This is a genomic window from Thermoleptolyngbya sp. M55_K2018_002, assembly GCF_015295965.1.
Taxonomy (GTDB): Bacteria; Cyanobacteriota; Cyanobacteriia; order Elainellales; family Elainellaceae; genus Thermoleptolyngbya; species Thermoleptolyngbya sichuanensis.
Map to the genome: position 1 here is coordinate 1 of NZ_DVEA01000027.1, position 17567 is coordinate 17567.

At 56.5% G+C, this 17567-nt stretch carries 14 protein-coding genes and 1 tRNA gene; 9 read left to right on the top strand and 6 right to left on the bottom strand.

What is annotated here, in order from left to right; all coding sequences use genetic code 11:
- From glyS to IGS51_RS01215, 4 genes are all read left to right on the top strand, one after another.
- The coding region (gene glyS, locus IGS51_RS01200; protein WP_297075021.1) for a glycine--tRNA ligase subunit beta at window positions 1-2017 on the top strand (2017 nt) is incomplete at its 5' end.
- 336 nt (window positions 2018-2353) lie between these two features.
- Window positions 2354-2947, top strand: a complete 594-nt coding sequence (locus IGS51_RS01205) for an HpsJ family protein (RefSeq protein WP_297075022.1) — start codon at window positions 2354-2356, stop codon at window positions 2945-2947.
- Window positions 2948-2967: 20 nt separating this feature from the next.
- On the top strand, window positions 2968-3930 hold the full coding sequence (crtC, locus tag IGS51_RS01210; protein ID WP_297075024.1) for a cyanoexosortase C: 963 nt from the start codon (window positions 2968-2970) through the stop codon (window positions 3928-3930).
- Between the two features lie 565 nt (window positions 3931-4495).
- On the top strand, window positions 4496-4672 hold the full coding sequence (locus IGS51_RS01215; protein WP_297075026.1) for a DUF4278 domain-containing protein: 177 nt from the start codon (window positions 4496-4498) through the stop codon (window positions 4670-4672).
- 191 nt (window positions 4673-4863) lie between these two features.
- On the opposite strand, the gene IGS51_RS01220 is transcribed toward IGS51_RS01215, so the two are convergent.
- The 4 genes from IGS51_RS01220 to mnmG all read right to left on the bottom strand — a co-directional run bounded on the left by IGS51_RS01220 (window position 4864) and on the right by mnmG (window position 9309).
- Window positions 4864-6093, bottom strand: coding sequence for a glycosyltransferase (locus IGS51_RS01220; protein WP_297075028.1), 1230 nt, complete (start codon window positions 6091-6093; stop codon window positions 4864-4866).
- Window positions 6094-6250: 157 nt separating this feature from the next.
- Window positions 6251-6778, bottom strand: a complete 528-nt coding sequence (locus IGS51_RS01225; RefSeq protein ID WP_297075030.1) for a GNAT family N-acetyltransferase — start codon at window positions 6776-6778, stop codon at window positions 6251-6253.
- Between the two features lie 15 nt (window positions 6779-6793).
- Window positions 6794-7402, bottom strand: a complete 609-nt coding sequence (locus IGS51_RS01230; RefSeq protein WP_297075032.1) for a tRNA isopentenyl-2-thiomethyl-A-37 hydroxylase MiaE — start codon at window positions 7400-7402, stop codon at window positions 6794-6796.
- Window positions 7399-9309 carry a tRNA uridine-5-carboxymethylaminomethyl(34) synthesis enzyme MnmG gene (gene mnmG, locus IGS51_RS01235; RefSeq protein WP_367279226.1) on the bottom strand — a complete coding sequence of 637 codons (1911 nt, stop codon included), beginning with the start codon at window positions 9307-9309 and terminating at the stop codon, window positions 7399-7401. The genes IGS51_RS01230 and mnmG overlap by 4 nt, the downstream gene beginning before the upstream one ends.
- Before the next feature lie 1475 nt (window positions 9310-10784).
- Here mnmG and IGS51_RS01240 point away from each other — a divergent pair.
- The 4 genes from IGS51_RS01240 to IGS51_RS01255 all read left to right on the top strand — a co-directional run bounded on the left by IGS51_RS01240 (window position 10785) and on the right by IGS51_RS01255 (window position 13864).
- Window positions 10785-11063 (top strand): Npun_R1517 family heterocyst differentiation transcriptional regulator, encoded by a 279-nt coding sequence (locus IGS51_RS01240; RefSeq protein WP_068511929.1) that lies wholly within the window; start codon window positions 10785-10787, stop codon window positions 11061-11063.
- 345 nt (window positions 11064-11408) lie between these two features.
- Window positions 11409-11481, top strand: a tRNA-Glu gene (locus tag IGS51_RS01245).
- Between the two features lie 486 nt (window positions 11482-11967).
- Entirely contained in the window at window positions 11968-12558 is a 591-nt protein-coding gene (locus IGS51_RS01250; protein WP_297075036.1) for a peroxiredoxin, read from the top strand.
- Window positions 12559-12679: 121 nt separating this feature from the next.
- Entirely contained in the window at window positions 12680-13864 is a 1185-nt protein-coding gene (locus IGS51_RS01255) for a DNA double-strand break repair nuclease NurA (RefSeq protein WP_297075037.1), read from the top strand.
- A gap of 78 nt (window positions 13865-13942) precedes the next feature.
- Here IGS51_RS01255 and IGS51_RS01260 read toward each other — a convergent pair whose 3' ends face one another.
- Both IGS51_RS01260 and dtd read right to left on the bottom strand, forming a co-directional pair.
- Entirely contained in the window at window positions 13943-15115 is a 1173-nt protein-coding gene (locus IGS51_RS01260) for a hybrid sensor histidine kinase/response regulator (protein ID WP_297075043.1), read from the bottom strand.
- A gap of 370 nt (window positions 15116-15485) precedes the next feature.
- Window positions 15486-15923, bottom strand: a complete 438-nt coding sequence (dtd, locus tag IGS51_RS01265; protein ID WP_297075039.1) for a D-aminoacyl-tRNA deacylase — start codon at window positions 15921-15923, stop codon at window positions 15486-15488.
- A 232-nt stretch (window positions 15924-16155) separates the two neighbouring features.
- On the opposite strand from dtd, the gene IGS51_RS01270 reads away from it, so the two are divergent.
- Window positions 16156-17388 carry a methionine gamma-lyase family protein gene (locus tag IGS51_RS01270; RefSeq protein ID WP_297075041.1) on the top strand — a complete coding sequence of 411 codons (1233 nt, stop codon included), beginning with the start codon at window positions 16156-16158 and terminating at the stop codon, window positions 17386-17388.
- Window positions 17389-17567: the final 179 nt, after the last annotated feature.

Genomic DNA, 17567 nt, shown 5'->3' on the forward strand with positions numbered 1-17567 from the left:
GAATGTCTACGGCACGCCGCGCCGTCTGGCAGTGGTGATCGAGGGCTTGCCAGAGCAGCAGCCAGAGCGGGTGGAAGAAGCGAAGGGCCCGTCGGTGCAGGCGGCGTTTAAGGATGGGCAGCCGACCAAGGCCGCCGAAGGCTTTGCGCGATCGCGCGGCGTGGCGGTCGCAGATTTTGAAATTCGCAAAACCGACAAGGGCGAGTTTATCTTTGTGCAGCAGACGATTCCCGGTCGCCCCACGACCGACGTGCTGACGGAACTGATTCCCGACTGGATTTTCAAACTAGAAGGCAAGCGGTTTATGCGCTGGGGCGATGGCGACCAGCGGTTTTCGCGGCCGATTCGCTGGCTGGTGGCGCTGTGGAATGAGTCCGTGCTGCCGCTGACGCTGGTGAATGGCAGCGAAACCGTGACGAGCGATCGCCTCTCCAAAGGACACCGCATCTTGCACCCCGAACCCGTCAAGATTCCCAGCGCCTCGCTCTACGTCACCACGCTGCGGAAAGCCTTCATCGAAGTAGACCCGGCCGAGCGTCGCCAGGTGATTCAAGAGCAAACTGCGGCGGCAGCCAAGCGGGTCGGCGGGGTTGCTGCCGTTAACCCCAGCCTGCTGGATGAAGTGGTGGATCTGGTGGAGTATCCCACTGCCGTCGTCGGGCAGTTTGACCCAGAGTTTCTGGAGGTGCCCGCCGAGGTGCTGGTGATGGAGATGGAGAGCCACCAGCGCTATTTTCCGGTGCGAAAGTCGGAAAATTCTCCAGATTTGCTGCCCTATTTCATCACCATTTCCAACGGCGACCCGGCCAAGTCAGACATCATCGCCGAGGGCAATGGGCGCGTGATTCGGGCGCGGCTGTCGGACGGGCGCTATTTCTTTGAGAGCGATCGCAAACAGCCGCTAGAGAGCTATCTGCCCAAGCTGGAAACCGTTACTTTTCAGGAAGCCTTGGGGTCAATGCGGGCCAAGAGCGATCGCCTCGTTAGCATTGCCGAGCAACTGTGCGACCAGCTTCAGATCACGGGTACGGCGAAAAGCCACGTCCTGCGGGCGGCGCTGCTGTGCAAGGCGGACTTGGTGACGCAGATGGTAGGCGAGTTTCCAGAACTCCAGGGCGTGATGGGCGAAAAGTATGCCCGCGCCAGTGGGGAACCGGAAGCTGTGGCAGTGGCGATCGCCGAACATTACCTGCCCAAGGGCGCATCGGACTCGCTGCCGCAGACCCAGACGGGGCAAGTGGTGGGGCTGGCCGACCGGATCGATACGCTGGTGGGCATTTTCAGCCTGGGCATGATTCCCAGCGGCTCCTCCGACCCCTTCGCGCTGCGTCGCGCCGCCAACGCCATTGTCAACATTGCCTGGGGCGCAAACCTGCCGCTGAATCTGGATCAGGTGCTCCAGGACGTGATTGCCGACTATCCTACGGGCACGGTCAAGGATGCCGCCACGCTGCATCATCAACTCCGCGACTTTTTCCTGGCGCGGATTCGCACGCTGCTTCAGGAAGACCAGGGCATTGACTACGACCTGGTGAATGCCGTGGTGGGCGAAAATGACGCTGAGTATGGCGATCGCGCGTTGCAGGATGTGCTAGATGTGCGCGATCGCGCCCTGTTCCTCCAGTCCATTCGCAACAACAAAACCCTGGACGCGATTTATGAAACGGTGAATCGCTCGGCGCGGCTGGCTAAGCAGGGCGATCTGGACACTGCTGCGCTTGATCCCAAGCCGCTGATTGACCCGAAGCAGTTCGAGAAGTCTTCGGAGCAGGCATTTTACGACGCGCTGGTGGCGCTGGTGCCCGAAACGCAAGCCGCCAAAGCCGAGCGCAATTACCAAAAACTAATCGATGCGCTGGCGAAAGCTGCGCCCGTGGTCAGCCGCTTTTTCGATGGCGAAGACAGCGTGCTGGTGATGGCGGATGACCCGGCCGTGCGCCGCAATCGGCTCAACCTGCTGGGGCTATTGCGAAACCATGCGCGGGTGCTGGCCGACTTTGGGGCGATCGTCAAGTAAGCGAAGCCTTTCGTGCGACCTGTCGTAGGGTCTACGCAGTTTCTCGCTTTTGGCTCGCTTTTGGATATGAAGCCTTTACAAAGCCTGTGCAAAGCACGGAAGAAGTTGTGTTGGCATCACCCGGATGGCTGTTTTCTGTCAGTGAAAGAAGGAGTGGAATGCGATCGCCCGGTCGAAACGCTTCTGTTTCGATCGCCATGCCGTGAATTCAGCCGTAATTCATCTGTGAATTCACCCTTGTAGCGCTCCAAGCTGTAAGGTTTCACAGTTCCGTAGTTTCACATTATTCATTCCACAGTTTCAAAATCTCACAATTTCACATTAGGTGGTCTGCATATGGTTAGCGTGCCGGGTCAGTCGATGGTCAATCCGCAGGTGGCAAAAGGACTTTGCCGAATCGTCGGGTTTACCTGCATAGCGGGCTTTTTGCTGGATATGAGCGCGATCGCCCTGCCGTTTGGCGCAGGCGAGGCGTGGCGGATTGGCGTATTGCAACAACTGGGCGATCGCAGCATTGTCTTTTTGTTTGGCATTGCCCTGCTGCTATACGGCTTTTGGGAAGAGCGATCGCAGCGCAAGCCGCTGGCCTACATCGCCCTGGCTGTTGGCGTATTCTTTCAGATTTGCTGCCTGGTGGTCATCCGCGATGGGCTGGTCTTACAGCAGGCAACCGTGGAAAACATCAGCACTCGCGCCGCCGAAATTCAAACCCAGATTGAGCAAAGCCGCAATCAGGAGTTGCCGCCCAATGTCACCCCAGAGCAGCTTGAGCAGGCTGCCCGCCAAGTCCAGGCCCAAGCAGACTCCCTCAAGCAAAACGCCCGCACAGGCATTACCAAATCCAGCATTGCCAGCGTGGGTAATTTGGTGATTGTGGGGCTGGGGCTAATCGGGCTAGGACGAGTCGGAATGCGATCGCGCCGAAGCTAAATGCTGCTGAATAAAACTCCATGAGTCAAACCAAAAGTCGTAAAAAGAAGCGCCCTAGTATTCTCCAGAGCCTTCGGTCTAGCATTCGCCAGAGCGTTCACAATGCCATCCTGCCCTGGCTCAAAGCGTCGGTCAAAACCTGGCACGGGCGGCTGGTGCTGGCAGGACTCACGGTAGGACTGTGCTATCTTCCGGCCTGGCTCCCCGGCCTAATTACCCGCGCAGCCCAGGGATCAGCCGGATTGCCGCTGCTATCGGTGATGGTGTTTTTGGGCTTGCAGCAGCTTTGGAAGCGGCGCGATCAGCTTGCCCAAATGCACGCTTCTGAAGAAGACCAGTTTCTCGGACACCTGCTGATTGGTTGCAGCGTCCTGCTATTTCCCTTTTGTCGATTCGCCATTTGGCCACAGTCTATCCTCTGGCTGCTGGCCCTGGCAGGCATAGCCTGTAGCACCTGGGGGGTCAGTTTCTTCTGGCGCTATCCAGTGGCTGTAGGAATGCTGGCCCTCACAGCCTACCCAAAACCCGGTGTCATGGCGCGACTGGTCTGGACAGCGCTCACGCCGCCGGAGTTTTTGGAACGCATTATGGCGCAGGCAGGGGCCACGGCGCTGCGAGTCATTGGGCATCCGGCGATCGCCGATGGCACGGTGGTAGCCCTCCCCCAAGGCGCGGTGGATGTAGACTGGGGCTGCAATGGATTCAACATGGCGTTCACCATGGCCGCTGCTGGGCTGATCATGGGGCTATTCCTGAAGCAGACCTGGCCCAAGGTGCTGGGCATGATGGCGATCGGTGCTGTGCTGGCGCTCATCTTCAACGTACCGCGCATCATGCTGCTGACCATCGCCTCGGTCTATTGGGGCGATGCCGCCTTCAAGTTTTGGCATGGCCACTGGGGCGGACAGCTCTTTTCTAGCGTGCTGTTCACGTTCTACTACTACGCAGCGATGGCCCTGGCAAACCGTCGTCGGCCGGCTTGAGCCACTGCCCAGTTCAAGCAGCCTCCCTTTCTAGCAGGCTACCCTTTAAAGGGCACTGACACACTTGAGACAGCAAACTCACTGCCCTCATCCCCCAACCCCTTCTCTCAAGTGGGGAGAAGGGGAGCCAGATATGGGGTTGAAGTCCCTCTCCCGCTCTGGGAGAGGGATTTAGGGTGAGGGCTGAAATTGCTGTGTGAAGTATATTCGTGCCCTAAAGAGGCTCTAAGAGGCGCGGATCGTTGCTCTACGGAGCAAAAACGATTCGCGCCATTTTGCTGCATCAGGTTGTTCGCAGGGTTCGCAAGACAGGAATGGCTTGAATTGTTAAGGTTTACGACTATCCTGTGGGTCGGCATTGACAGAACCTCGAAAAATGGTAACAATGAATACAGAATTAATTCAATACCTGATTTGCAGCACTAATTTGCCGCTCTGAAACAGCGCTAGCCGTGTGTTGGAGAGTGCGCTACAACGTTTAACCTGCAACCCTCCGGTGACCGAATTAGTCAAATCGGGTCATTCGATTACCAGCAATTCTTTTTGAGTGTCTTGAGAGGTCACTATGCAACTTCATTATCGTGGTGCAACCTATGAACCCGCCAACAACGCCGTTGAAGGGTGGGAAGGTGAGGTCATTGGCAAGTATCGGGGTGTCCCCCTCCGTCAGCACCAGTTTCGGAATGTTCCCAACCAGCCCATCGATCTGCGTCTGAAGTATCGCGGCGCTTGGGTCAAGTAGCGCTAGACTTTTTCCATTTGGCAAGTTTGGATTAGCAACTGTGGCGAAACCAAGGCACCCTCCGGGGTGCTTTTTTGTAGCACGTTTCATGGCACGTTTTATGGCAATGTTTGCGGCACTGTTTGCGGCACTGTTTGTTGGACTTCTTGTTGTACTTCAGACCTGTGCTTGCCCTCATCCCTTTGCCTATTTCAGGTTGCGGCCAGTTCTTGCAATAATTCCACATGCTTGGGCAACAGAATACTTTGAGAATAGCGTTCGACGATCGTTTGACGTGCAGCGTCTCGGATGTGCTGCATGTCTTTCCTGTGTTCGAGTGCCTCACAAATGCGATCGCCAATTTGTTCTATCGCGAAGAAATCGACCAGTAGCCCATTCACCCCGTCTTGCATCATTTCGCGGACGGGCGGCGTGTCGGAGGCGACGATCAAGCAGCCCGATGCCATTGCTTCCATAAAGGACCACGACAGCACAAAGGGTCGAGTCAGATAAACATGCACCGATGATGCTCGCAGCACGAGTTTATACAGCCCATAAGGTAAGTTACCGACAAAATGCACCCGCGATAGATCCAGGGGCACCTGTTTTAGCATGTAGTCCTTAAAACTGTTGCCTTCGGGGGCGGCAGGGCCGTAGGCAATGCGATCGGCGGCGACGATCACCACATGGGCCTTTGGACGACGTTCCAGCACCAGCCCCAGGGCCTGGATAAACTGCGGAAACCCCCGGTAAGCATCCATGCCACGAGAGACGTAGGTGATAATTTCTTCCTCTTCGGACAGATCTAGAACCGTCTCGCCTCGTTCATTGACGAGCAGCATTTTCTGCGCCGGGTCGGGGAAGAAGTAGTCTGTATCTACGCCATCGTGGAGGACAGAAATTTTAGAGTGAAACTCTGGCGGAAACTGGTCACGCTGCCAAAACGTTGGAGCCAAGCCGCGATCGCAGCTATAGAGATCCACCAGCATCGGCGCATTGCCCGCACGAATCCGCAGCACATCATCTGGGGTCATGGGAAAGGCGGGGTCAAAGTCGGCATCGCTGCCATGCGCCTGCCCAAACCATTCACAATAGGCCAGATAGCCTGCCTCGGGAAACGCATCTTTAACAAACATACCCACGCCCCAGCCCGAATGGGCGCTGACCACATCCGGCACGAAGCCTGAGGCTTTTAGCTGCTCTGCCAATCGATACACTGCCTGTCCGTGCAACACGGCGCTTTCGTAATTGCGGACGTAGTGATGGATATTGGGCGTTGGTTCTCGCGAGGGTGCAAAGTTTACCTTGTGTACCCCGGCAAGCTGCACGTTTTCGGTGTGCTTGGTGCCAAAGACGACCGTGTTATTAGGGTCGGCGGCCAGCAGTTGCGACAGGTGCAAGTATTGCGCCGGAAAGTTGTTGTGCAGGAAGAGAACGCGCATTTTTGGTGGCTTCTGGGGCTGGAGGCAGAGATCAGATTCCGAATGAATCACTGCAATTCTGGCATATCTATCCCACCTCTTATAGCCCCACCTCTTATAGCCCCACCTCTTATAGCCATAGTCACAGGACTTACGCACTTGCGAAACCACGTCCTACTCAGGGATAGATCCGATATTCCAACACTTCCAGCATTCGCCCGCTCAGGTTCATCTGCGAATACTCGCCCACGATGCGGCCGCCCAGGTATTCGGCGAGCTTGCGGCTGGCGAGGTTGCGCCGATCGACGGGATAGCGCAGGCTTTCGTAGTCCAGATGCTCATCTGCCCAGGCTTTGAGGCGGGCGATCGCCTCTTTCCCATAGCCCTGGCCGTGGGCCGCCTCCTTCAGCCAGATGCCCAACTCTGGCGTGGGGGTTTGGATTTGGGTGATGCCGCACAGCCCCAAAAATTCCGCCGTCTCGCGTCGCCGAATGGTCAGGTGCAGATCTGTACCGCTGGCGTTTTGCCGCAGGGCATGGCTAAGGAATTCGTCGGTTTCGCGGATCTCTTGGGGCGGCTTGGGATACATAAAAGTGGCGATCGCCTCAGTAAATTCCTGAAACACCGCCAAACGGTCATCCGGCGACACAGGTTCCAGCCACAGCCGCGCCGTCTCCAGCCGTTCCCCATCACTCCCCCGCTCCATTTTTCCAGCCCTCCCCTAGCTGTGGATGCGCGGCTCTGGGTGCAGCGTTGCCAGTAGCGCACTTTCGACCTCCGCCAATTCTGCCAGCCGCTGGTTCACGGTGTCAGGGTCAAAATAGGTCGCCGCCAGCGTCCAATACGCGCCATAGTGCCGCGCCTCCGAAGCCATCAGCCCGCGATAAAACTGCGCCAGTTCTGCATCGGGGCAGTGTTGGGCCAATAGCCCCAGCCGCTCGTGGCTGCGAGCCTCGATCAGCGCCGACACTAGCAGCGAATCCAGCATTCGGTGTGGCTCTTGGCGGCGAATCTGGCTGGACAGGCCCGCACCGTAGGGGGGAGCCGACAGCGGGGCCAGGGCCACGCCGCGCCGATCAAGCCACTGGTTCACCAGCTCGAAATGCTCCAACTCTTCCTGGGCGATCGCCGTCAGGCTCCGCACCAGTTTGGTGCTGGAGGGATAGCGAAACATCAGATTCAGCGCCACACCCGCTGCCTTGCGCTCGCAGTGGGAATGATCGAGCAGGATGGTGTCGAGATGGGCGATCGCCTGCCCAACCCACGCCGTCGAAGTCGGCTCCTTGAGAAACTTGATGGTCTTAACAGCCTGAGCAGCCTCACTCCTCATCCCACCGCCTCCACTCGGCGCGATCGCAGTTCCAGATACAGCAGCAGCGCGTTCACATCAGCCGGATTCACGCCGCCAATCCGCGCCGCCTGCCCAATTGTCAGCGGGCGCACCTGCGACAACTTTTCGCGAGATTCTTTGGAAAGCGTGTCGATGCTGTGATAGTCCAAATCAGGCGGCAGGGGGCGGTTTGCCTGCCGAACAATCTGGTCAATCTGGTTTTGCTGCCGCTGCAAATAGCCAGAATACTTAATGTCGATCTCCGCGCCTTCCCTTTCGGCACGACTGAGGTCGGGATTGCCCAAGCCGTAGCGCTCCAAATCCCCGTAGTGGAAACCGGGTCGGCGCAATAGATCCGCCAGCGTGATGGAGCCTTTAATGGCTTGCTGCGTATCGGCATAGATTTGCTGGCCCAGATCGTCGTGTTCCTTGATGCGGGTAGTGTGCAGCCGCTCTTTTTCGGCAGTGATTTGCGCCTGCTTGCGGGTGAACAAGTCCCAGCGGCGATCGTCGATTAGGCCAATTTCTCGGCCCAGAGGGGTGAGGCGCTGGTCGGCATTGTCCGATCGCAGCAACAGCCGATACTCCGAGCGCGAGGTCAGCATTCGATACGGCTCCCGCAGATCTTTGGTACACAGGTCGTCGATCAGCGTGCCGATGTAACTCTGCTCTCGCGGGAAAATCAGCAGTTCCTCACTCCGGCAGAGCCGGGCCGCATTGATGCCTGCCACGAGGCCCTGGGCGGCGGCTTCTTCGTACCCAGTCGTGCCGTTGACCTGTCCCGCGCAAAAGAGTCCTTCGACTTTTTTGGTCATCAGTGTTGGGTAGCATTGCGTCGCAGGCAAGTAGTCGTATTCCACCGCATAGGCGGGGCGCAGCATGGCGCAGTTTTCTAGCCCAGGGAGCGATCGCAGCATTTGGATTTGCAGCGCCTCTGGCAGCCCGGTAGAAAAGCCCTGGATATAGAGTTCAGGAATATCTCGCCCTTCGGGTTCAATGAAAATCTGGTGCGATTCCTTGTCGGCAAAGCGCACAATCTTGTCTTCGATACTGGGGCAATAGCGCGGCCCTTTGGCATCCACCCAGCCGCCGTAAACCGGGGACAGGTGAAGGTTTTCACGAATTAGCCGATGGGTTTCTGCCGTAGTGCGCGTCAGGTAGCAGCACAGTTGCTCCCGCGCAACCCATACCTCCGGGTCGAAGCTGAACCAGCGCACATGGTCATCACCGGGCTGCGGCTCCAGTCGAGAATAATCCACCGAGCGCCGATCCACCCGCGCCGGAGTCCCAGTTTTTAGCCGCCCAGTTTCAAAGCCAAGGCGATTCAGCGTGTCGGTCAGCCCTGTGGCAGCAAACTCGCCTGCCCGTCCGGCCGGCATAGACTTGTTGCCCACCCAGATGATGCCGCCGAGAAACGTGCCCGTCGTCAGCACCACCGCTTTGCAGGCAAACGCCACGCCAAAGTAGGTCTGCACGCCAATCACTTCGTCGTTTTTGCCGAGAACCAGGTCGGTCGCCATGCCCTCGCGCAGGGTCAGATTTTCCTGATTTTCCACAATGCCGCGCATCACGGACGCATATTCCCGCTTATCGGTCTGCGCTCGCAGCGCCCACACTGCCGGCCCCCGCGACACATTTAGCACGCGCTTTTGCAAATACGTGCGATCGGCCATTTTGCCGATCTCGCCACCCAGGGCATCGACTTCATGGGTCAGTTGCGACTTGGCTGGGCCGCCCACGGCTGGATTGCAGGGCTGCCAGCCAATTTTGTCCAGGTTCAGCGTTAGCAGCAGCGTCCGACAGCCAAGCCGGGCCGCCGCCAGCGCCGCCTCGCAGCCAGCGTGGCCCGCACCCACAACCACAACATCAAACGCATCTTGAAAATCGACCAAGCTCTGAAGATCCACGGCAAGATTGAACAGACTACGTACAGATTACGTAAGGCGGAGGTTGCACGACAAGAACTTGTAGCACAGAGGATGGAATAGCGAACGGGCAGTAGAAAGCTTCAGACGTAAAGTTCTAAGCCGAGCGTTGCTCCACTCTTGATCCTACAGCGATTCTCCAGCGTGTGCAGGGGTTGAACCCCGGTCGGGCATGAGTTGGGCGATCGCCCTGTCCACTCTCCTGCGTTCAGACAATAGCCCACTTATTTGTAATAAATATCACCAGCACTTAAAAAATGCCCGTATAAACCCAGCAAAAACCCGTACTGAGTGGATTTCTTAATGCGATCAGTTGAACAATTCATACATTCTAATTTCGCTTTCAATTCTGCTGAGAACTCGCTAACTCCTTCCTTCTCTGGGCAATCATGTGGCAATTCCAGCGTGCTGAAGAATCCAACGGTAGAACCCCCGAACAAAATCAGACGTTTTGCATAGAGAATTGCGCGGTTGTAATGAGGACAAAATCAGATTCCCGGCTTCAAGTTCATTCAGAGACACCAACTTCTATACGTAAGTACGTAGAACAAGATTGGTGCGTTATCTGTACAGTCATAAATTACCGCTCAGAGCGTTGACAGCGGAAAATCCGAAGTTCGGATCGATACTCCGTACAAGCATGGGTATAAGCATGTGTGTCTTTAATAATGCGGGAATACGGAAAGCCATTCTGCATAATTCACAGTCAATTCAAACTGCTTGAAGCGCCGAAACCCTTGATAGTGCCGACGGGCGATCGCCCTCAGCGTATTTTTTACCTGACAATCGAAGGATATTGTCCGCTAATTTCCGTGTAGTTTGTGAGTTGTTTACTCCGTAAATTCCTGGGACAACTCTCTAGAAAAACAGCACGCTCTCGAATCGAGAGATTCCGTATCATCTCAGATTTAAAAGTGTCTTTCACAACTGCGTGTCGAAAGTCAAAAAAGTTCGTTTGAAGGACATATAAAGATAAGAATAAGTCCTCACATACACTTCATAGAAACCAACTCCAGTCCCCCAAAGAAGAATGCTATGTTCAAATTACGAGCTATCTAGGCACTTGATTTCGAGGAATCCGGGGCTTCGATAGCGTTTGATAGTGGCAAATAGTAGACCGCAGGGCAATGCCAGGGGACTCTCAGATTTCGACTCAGTTGGCAACTTTAGCTCATCCAGCCATCCAACTTTGTTGACTCACCTTGAGTTGTTTGTTCGTAAGTTCAATCCACAATTTGGGAATCCTGGAGATAGGCCATTGGACTGAAGTGATTGAGTCGCTACTTAAATCCGCATCGAGTCAGCAACTCCCTCTAGTCAATGGCTGACAGCTTTACCAAAGTGTTTGACGTGCTTTTTGACGTACTTAATTTGGTCTGTTTACGCTCCGGGTCTTCGTTGGCGTTTACTAAGTTTCTACTGGTCCTTTGTTCGGCGCAGGAGTGCGATTTTCAAACATGGAACCCAATTCTGTTCGATATCAGCCCGTTAATCCCGATGTGGGTGTTTATGACTGCGAGGTTCACCTCAAGTTTCGCCTGATCGAGGAGAAAGGAGCCTTGGGCAACCGAGAACACTTGCTCGACACCTTGCTGGATGCCTTTGCCTGTGGTGCGGATGAATACCTAGAACCCATCGAGGTAGAAGTGTCGGCTCAAGAGGTTCCCGAAGTAAACGCTTCGCCGCAAATGCGCCGCCAGTTGATTCGGCTGAGAAACTCCAGCGACGCAAGCTAGCCAAGCAGAGCTGGCTCGGGCGGACAGAACTCTGAGATTTTGACGCTTCAGCAACTGTGAGCTTCTAGAGGAGCCTCTGGATGAGCCTCTGGGAACTGCGGTGTTCGAGAGTGTGGGCGATCGCCCTCCAGCCTCCCATCGCCTAGAGTCCCGCCTGTTGCCGATTTGCCTCCCGTCCAGTTGTGCCTGCCCAGCTACATCATTGGCTGCAAGTGAGCTTCCAGATTAACCGGATGGCACGTCAATGCCAGATTTCAATGCCAGCCAGACTTCAATGCCAGATTTATGAAAAAGGTGTTGACATTCACAGCTTCCATTCGCTAGTCTAGTTTAGGTCTGGGACACGCCCCCATCGTCTAGAGGCCTAGGACACCTCCCTTTCACGGAGGCGACGGGGATTCGAATTCCCCTGGGGGTATCCCGCTGACGATTCGTAAACGAGTTAGAGCCTCTCTGAAGTGAACCTCAGAGGGGCTTTATGATTTTGAGACTAGAATGACTCAGCTAGATTGACTTAGATTGAGAACAGAGGATTTGCAAATTTTCGCTACAACCTGAGCAACCTCAGCCGCACGATAAGCAAAGCAGCAAGCTTATCTAAAAATTACGTGGGTCGGGCGTTTTGCGGGTTTTTGCCCGACCTTCTGCCGGACAGGGAAATGTAACGGTATGCTAAGAAAAGTGAGCTACGGAACTCACAGTTGCTAGGTCGTGTTTTAAAGCCCTTTGATCCCCCCTAGCCCCCCTTAACGAGGGGGGAACTGGGCCAAACCGCTCCGGAAGTCCCCCTTTTTAAGGGGGATTTAGGGGGATCGACTCAGGGTAATCAGCGACCTAGAAAGTTTTAAAACAATGCCTAGGTTTACTCCCTTCTACCCCCTTTGCCGTTACTCAGGTGAGCGTCATGGCTTTCTTTGGAGCGCTTTGGAAATTTTTACCGCAGGGGCGATCGCTCGTCCGGCTTGCTGCCTGCCTGCTGCTGGGCTTGTGGCTCTGGGTTGTGCCGCCTTCTTCCCCAGCCCTGGCGCTGGGCGGCCCCCAGCCCCCGCTCGACCAGCCCGCCCCAGAGTTTTCTCTGCCCACCAACGTCGGCGACGGCACAGTTTCTCTGGCAGACTATCGCGGCCAGTGGGTCGTGGTGTATTTCTACCCCAAGGACTTTACCTCCGGCTGCACGCTAGAGGCACAGCGATTTCAGCGGGACTTGCCGCAATATCAGGCCCGCAATACCCAGATTTTGGGCATCAGCGTAGACGACGTGGATTCTCACCGGGAATTTTGCGACTCCGAAGGGCTGAAGTTTCCCCTGTTGGCTGATACTACGGGCGCAGTCAGCAAAGCCTACGGCTCATGGTTGGGCACGATGTCCCTGCGGCATACCTATCTGATTGACCCAGACGGCATTTTGCGGGAGCGATTTTTGGGTGTCAATCCTGCCGTTCATAGTCGCGAGGTGCTGGCACGACTGGACGAACTGCAAAAAGCAGCCGGGTAATGTTGAAGACTGGATTCCTGGATTCAAAGATTTTCAATCAGAACGCTTGTATTGTTGTGCAAACCTGAGCTAGGATTTGGAGCAGACTGAGGGCTGACTGGGAACCTCACTGCTGCCTTGTATGCTCGACTTGACCAAGCTTGCCCGCCAGATGCAGGGGATTAGCCAGCATCTCACTGCGGAGTCGATCGCCGCCCGACAGAGGCTAGAGCGAGCAGAAGCGCTGCTGCAGGAGGTGCAGGGACAACAGGCAGACCTAGTGGCCCGCCAGCAGGAATGGGGCGATCGCCTGGGGTTTTCTGCGGCTCGCCCGGTAGAGCCGCTAAATACGCGCCTCCCCATTCACCCGTCCCCCCTGCTGCACACCGTTTTGGCCACCGATGGCTCCCAAATTGCCCCCAGCCATCATGAAATTGCCTATTGCTATTTGATTAACGTCGGGCGCGTGGTGCTGCACTATGGGCAGAACCGCTATCCCTTGCTAGACAGCCAGCCGGAGGTGTTTTACCGACCCGAAGACCTGTACGTATCCCGCCAGTGGGGCATTCGCACCGAGGAATGGATGGGGCTGCGGCGCACGGTGTCGGAGGCGACGGTGCTGGCAGAACTGGGCGAAGGAGAGAGGGCTGAGGCTCCAGAGATGCCCGCGCTGGCAATGGTAGACGGGTCGCTGATTCACTGGTTTTTGGAGCCGCTGCCGACGGAGGCCCGCGATCGCCTGCTGCCGCCCATCCTGGAAGCCTGGGATCGGCTGCGAGCCGCCCGCATTCCCCTGGTGGGCTACCTCAGCGCTGCCCGTAGCGGTGAAGCGCTGAATTTCCTACGGCTCCACGCTTGTCCCCATCCCCAACCCGACTGTCTCACCCATTGTCCTGGAAAGACCGAAGATGCGCCCTGCCAGGTGTTTGCGCCACTACGCGATACGGCGCTGTGGAATCTGCTGCTGCAACCCGGAGAGCGCAGCCCGCTGTGGCGCAGTTCCTCCCGCATTTTGGAGCTATACGGCCCGCACCATGTTTACTTTTGCTATGTCAACGTGGGCGCAGAGATCGCCCGCATCGACCTGCCGCAGTGGGTAGCAGAAGACGAGGCATTGCTCAACAGCGCCCTCAGCCTGACGCTGGCTCAAGTCCAAAAGGGCTATGGCTATCCGGTGGCGCTGGCCGAAGCCCACAACCAGGCCGTGGTGCGCGGGGGCGATCGCGCTCGGTTTTTTGCGCTGCTTGAGCGGGAAATGATCCGCGCTGGGCTGAAAAATATCGGAACCTCTTACAAGGAGGCTCGGAAGCGAGGCAGCATTGCCTAATGCAGATTGCCTGATGCAGATTGCCTCATTGAGAGGTGAGCCAGATTGCCGGAGCATCGGAGCCTTCACGCGGGCTAATCAGGCGATCGCCGCCAGTTTCGCTTCTTTTGCTAAGGGCAGCAGGAACCAAAACTTTGCACCTGCCTTGGGGCGACTGTCTACTAAAATTTCGCTGCCGTGGGCCTGGATGATTCGCTGGCAGAGGTATAAACCCAGCCCCAAGCCCTGCCGAGCATTTGGACCACGTTGATGTAGCCCAAACAGCCGCTGGCACTGCTCCTGGGGAATCCCGATGCCGTTGTCCTGCACGCTAAAACGAACCGAATCGTTTTCCTGGCGCAGTTCCACCGTCAACTGAATCCCCGGCGGATTGTGCTTCAGGGCATTGACCAGAAGGTTTTCTAACACGTCCCACAGTCGCTTGGGATCGCCCTTGACGGGGGGCAACTCCGGATCAATATTACAAAAGACCGTGGCCCGAGACTTTTTGAGCAGTGGCTCCAAATCCTTGATCACCTCTTGCACCAGCTCATCAAGACGCAAGGGCTGGGGCTGAATTGTCAGGTATGCATCTGGTTCGGCGTGGGCGCTCAGCATCGCGTTGATCAGGCCGAGATAGCAATCGACTCCCTGAGCCATGCGCTCTAGCTCCGAGCGAGAAACCGAAACCAGGTCTGCACCTGAATTCAGGGGACGAGCCGTGCCCTTGAGCAAATTTCCAAACACCATCTGCATTCCCAGGACAGGATTTCGCAGATCATGGGCGATCGCATGCATCACATCCCGCAACGTCTGAACCGCGCACTGGCGGCTGAGGGCTTCTTGCTGGAGGCGCTGGTTTTGGCTCTGCACCTGCTGCTGCAAGGTCTGGAGCGACATCAGAATGCGAATTCTAGACTGCAACATCTGGGTGAACAGCGGCTTCACCAGGACATCGGACACGCCAGGATAAAGCTGGTCGGGATTGCTGGTCGGCGGCAACAGCAGCAGAACAGGGATGCTGCTCGTGTTTGGATTGGACTGAAGCTGGCGGCAGGTTTCCAGGGCGATCGCCTCAGATTCGGCATCCAGGAGAATCAGCGCGGGCTGGATTTGAGCAGCCTGGGCGATTCCCGAAGCAATCCCTTCGGGAGTCGTCCCTTCGCCCGCTTCACAAACCGACAATTTGAACCCTGTTCCATTCAATGCATCCGACGCTTTGGCCGACGTTTCTGGGTCATGCTGAATTAGTAAGACGATGCCAGGTTCCATTGTCAAACGCTTGCTCCAACTCATGCCAGTTGTTAGAAATTTCGCTTCTGATTGAACTGCTTTAATCGCACTAATTGCACTGATTGCACTAATTGCACTTTGGATGCCTTTAGGCTGGATGCCTTTAGGGGCGATCGCTCAATCCCTGATGAAGGCGCATCCGCCGGACAGACTCACGACCGAGCGCTTTACGGTTGGCTTCATAATACTGTTCGGTATTTCGGAAAGCCCTCACCTAACAGGGTGTTTTTTGAGGCGAAATGCGGAATTCAGAGCGTCGGTTGTGAAGGGCCCTAGCTGCGCCCAGATGGTGCCCAGGTTGCGTCCCGATCAAAGATGGCGGCTGGGTTTTCCAATGCTCGCTCAGCCTTTATTTTTCCAGAATCAACGTAACCGGGCCATCGTTCTCAATCGACACCTGCATCAGCGCGCCAAAGCGCCCCGTCTCCACGCGCAGCCCACTCTGGCGCAGCTTTTCGACAAACTGGTGATACAGTGCCTCTGCCAGTGGAGGAGCTGCGGCCTGATCAAATGACGGTCGTCGCCCCTTGCGACAGTCGCCATACAAGGTGAACTGGCTAATCACCAGCAGGTCTCCACCAACATCCAGCACCGACTGGTCAAATTTGCCGTCACCATTGGAAAATACCCGCAATTCCAAACACTTGCGCGTCATCCAATCCAGTTCCGCTTCGGTGTCTGTACTGGCGATGCCGACCAGCAGATTCAGCCCGCGCCCAATCTGCCCTACAACTTCGCCCGCTACCGTAACCTGTGATGACGACACCCGCTGCAACACGACCCGCATTTTCCCGACTCCTTGCTGTTCCAGAACGGCTCTCTGCTGGAATACTGTCCGAACCCTGTTTGAACCCTGTTTGAACCTTACTTGAACCTTACTTGAACCTTACTTGAACCTTGCTTGAACCTTGCTTGAACCTTGCTTGAAGACCGCTGCTTCTATGCAGAACCCAGATTTTGCGTGGCATCATAGGAGATTCGTGTAATTTTTCCTCTGTTCGCACAACGCTCTCTCAATCATGCTCAGTGCCAGTCTAATCGTCCAAGCAGAACACGCCCTCCAGCCTACCTTTGCCCGCATCGATGCCCAGGTAAAAGCGAACCTGCGGCGGGTGCTGGAGGCCTTTCGACATCACGGCGTAGGGGTTCATCACTTTGCCAGCGTCAGCGGCTATGGGCATGGCGATTTGGGACGGCAGGTGCTGGATCGGGTGTTTGCCCAGGTGATGGGGGCAGAGGCGGCGGCAGTGCGGGTGCAGTTTGTGTCGGGGACGCACGCGATCGCCTCTGCGCTGTTTGGGGTGCTGCGGCCGGGGGACGAACTGCTGGCGGTGGCGGGCGCACCCTACGACACGCTGGAGGAGGTCATCGGGTTGCGGGGCGAGGGGCAGGGGTCGCTGAAGGACTTTGGCGTGTCCTATCGACAGTTGGAATTGACCCCAGAAGGGGCGATCGCCTGGACAGATTTGTCCACTGCAATTCGCCCGGAAACCAAACTAGTGCTGATTCAGCGCTCCTGCGGCTATTCCTGGCGGCAAAGCCTGTCGATTGACGACATTGCCAAAATTATCCACCTGGTAAAGCAGCAAAATCCTGATACCGTCTGCTTTGTTGACAACTGCTACGGCGAGTTTGTGGCAGACTGCGAACCGCCCACCGTTGGGGCAGACCTGATCGCCGGGTCGCTAATCAAAAATCCGGGCGGCACGATCGTCACCGCAGGCGGCTACGTGGCCGGCCGGGCGGATTTGGTAGAAAAAGCCTGCTGTCGGCTCACGTCCCCCGGCATCGGCAGTGAGGGCGGCGCCACCTTCGACCAAAATCGGCTGCTGTTTCAGGGGCTATTCCTGGCGCCACAGATGGTGGGCGAGGCGATGAAGGGCAACCACCTAACGAGCTATGTGTTTCACCAGTTGGGCTATCCGGTGAATCCGCTGCCCAATGCGCCCCGCCGCGATGTAATCCAGGCGATTCGCCTCGGCTCACCCGAAAAGGTCATTGCCTTTTGCAAGGCGATCCAGGAATATTCCCCCATTGGGTCGTACCTCAGTCCTGTGCCTGCGGAAATGCCCGGTTATGAGAGCGAGCTAGTGATGGCAGGCGGCACGTTTATCGACGGCAGCACGTCGGAATTTTCTGCCGATGGGCCGCTGCGGGAGCCGTACACGGTGTTCTGTCAGGGGGGAACTCACTGGACCCATGTGGCGATCGCCCTCGAAGCTGCCATTGCAGCCGTTGGCCCAAAAACCTGACCCAAACCCTACAGGACTTACGCAGTTTATATGCAAAGAACCTGGAAGACCAAGCCAAACGTAAAAATTGCCCTATTTTGGGCCATCCTGGGCGCGTTGGGGGCGCTGGCTGTGTTTCCCTACCTAATGGCGATCGCCCCTCCGCCTGCGGGTCTGGCGGTGCCGCTGTCGGCCGTCGC

Excerpts from the sequence above, each read along its gene's own strand:
- crtC (WP_297075024.1), top strand. The coding sequence starts at position 2,968 with ATGAGTCAAACCAAAAGTCGTAAAAAGAAGCGCCCTAGTATTCTCCAG.
- IGS51_RS01225 (WP_297075030.1), bottom strand. The coding sequence starts at position 6,778 with ATGGAGCGGGGGAGTGATGGGGAACGGCTGGAGACGGCGCGGCTGTGG.
- IGS51_RS01260 (WP_297075043.1), bottom strand. The coding sequence starts at position 15,115 with ATGGAACCTGGCATCGTCTTACTAATTCAGCATGACCCAGAAACGTCG.
- IGS51_RS01215 (WP_297075026.1), top strand. The coding sequence starts at position 4,496 with ATGCAACTTCATTATCGTGGTGCAACCTATGAACCCGCCAACAACGCC.
- dtd (WP_297075039.1), bottom strand. The coding sequence starts at position 15,923 with ATGCGGGTCGTGTTGCAGCGGGTGTCGTCATCACAGGTTACGGTAGCG.
- IGS51_RS01220 (WP_297075028.1), bottom strand. The coding sequence starts at position 6,093 with ATGCGCGTTCTCTTCCTGCACAACAACTTTCCGGCGCAATACTTGCAC.
- IGS51_RS01205 (WP_297075022.1), top strand. The coding sequence starts at position 2,354 with ATGGTTAGCGTGCCGGGTCAGTCGATGGTCAATCCGCAGGTGGCAAAA.
- IGS51_RS01255 (WP_297075037.1), top strand. The coding sequence starts at position 12,680 with ATGCTCGACTTGACCAAGCTTGCCCGCCAGATGCAGGGGATTAGCCAG.
- IGS51_RS01270 (WP_297075041.1), top strand. The coding sequence starts at position 16,156 with ATGCTCAGTGCCAGTCTAATCGTCCAAGCAGAACACGCCCTCCAGCCT.
- IGS51_RS01230 (WP_297075032.1), bottom strand. The coding sequence starts at position 7,402 with ATGAGGAGTGAGGCTGCTCAGGCTGTTAAGACCATCAAGTTTCTCAAG.
- IGS51_RS01240 (WP_068511929.1), top strand. The coding sequence starts at position 10,785 with ATGGAACCCAATTCTGTTCGATATCAGCCCGTTAATCCCGATGTGGGT.
- IGS51_RS01250 (WP_297075036.1), top strand. The coding sequence starts at position 11,968 with ATGGCTTTCTTTGGAGCGCTTTGGAAATTTTTACCGCAGGGGCGATCG.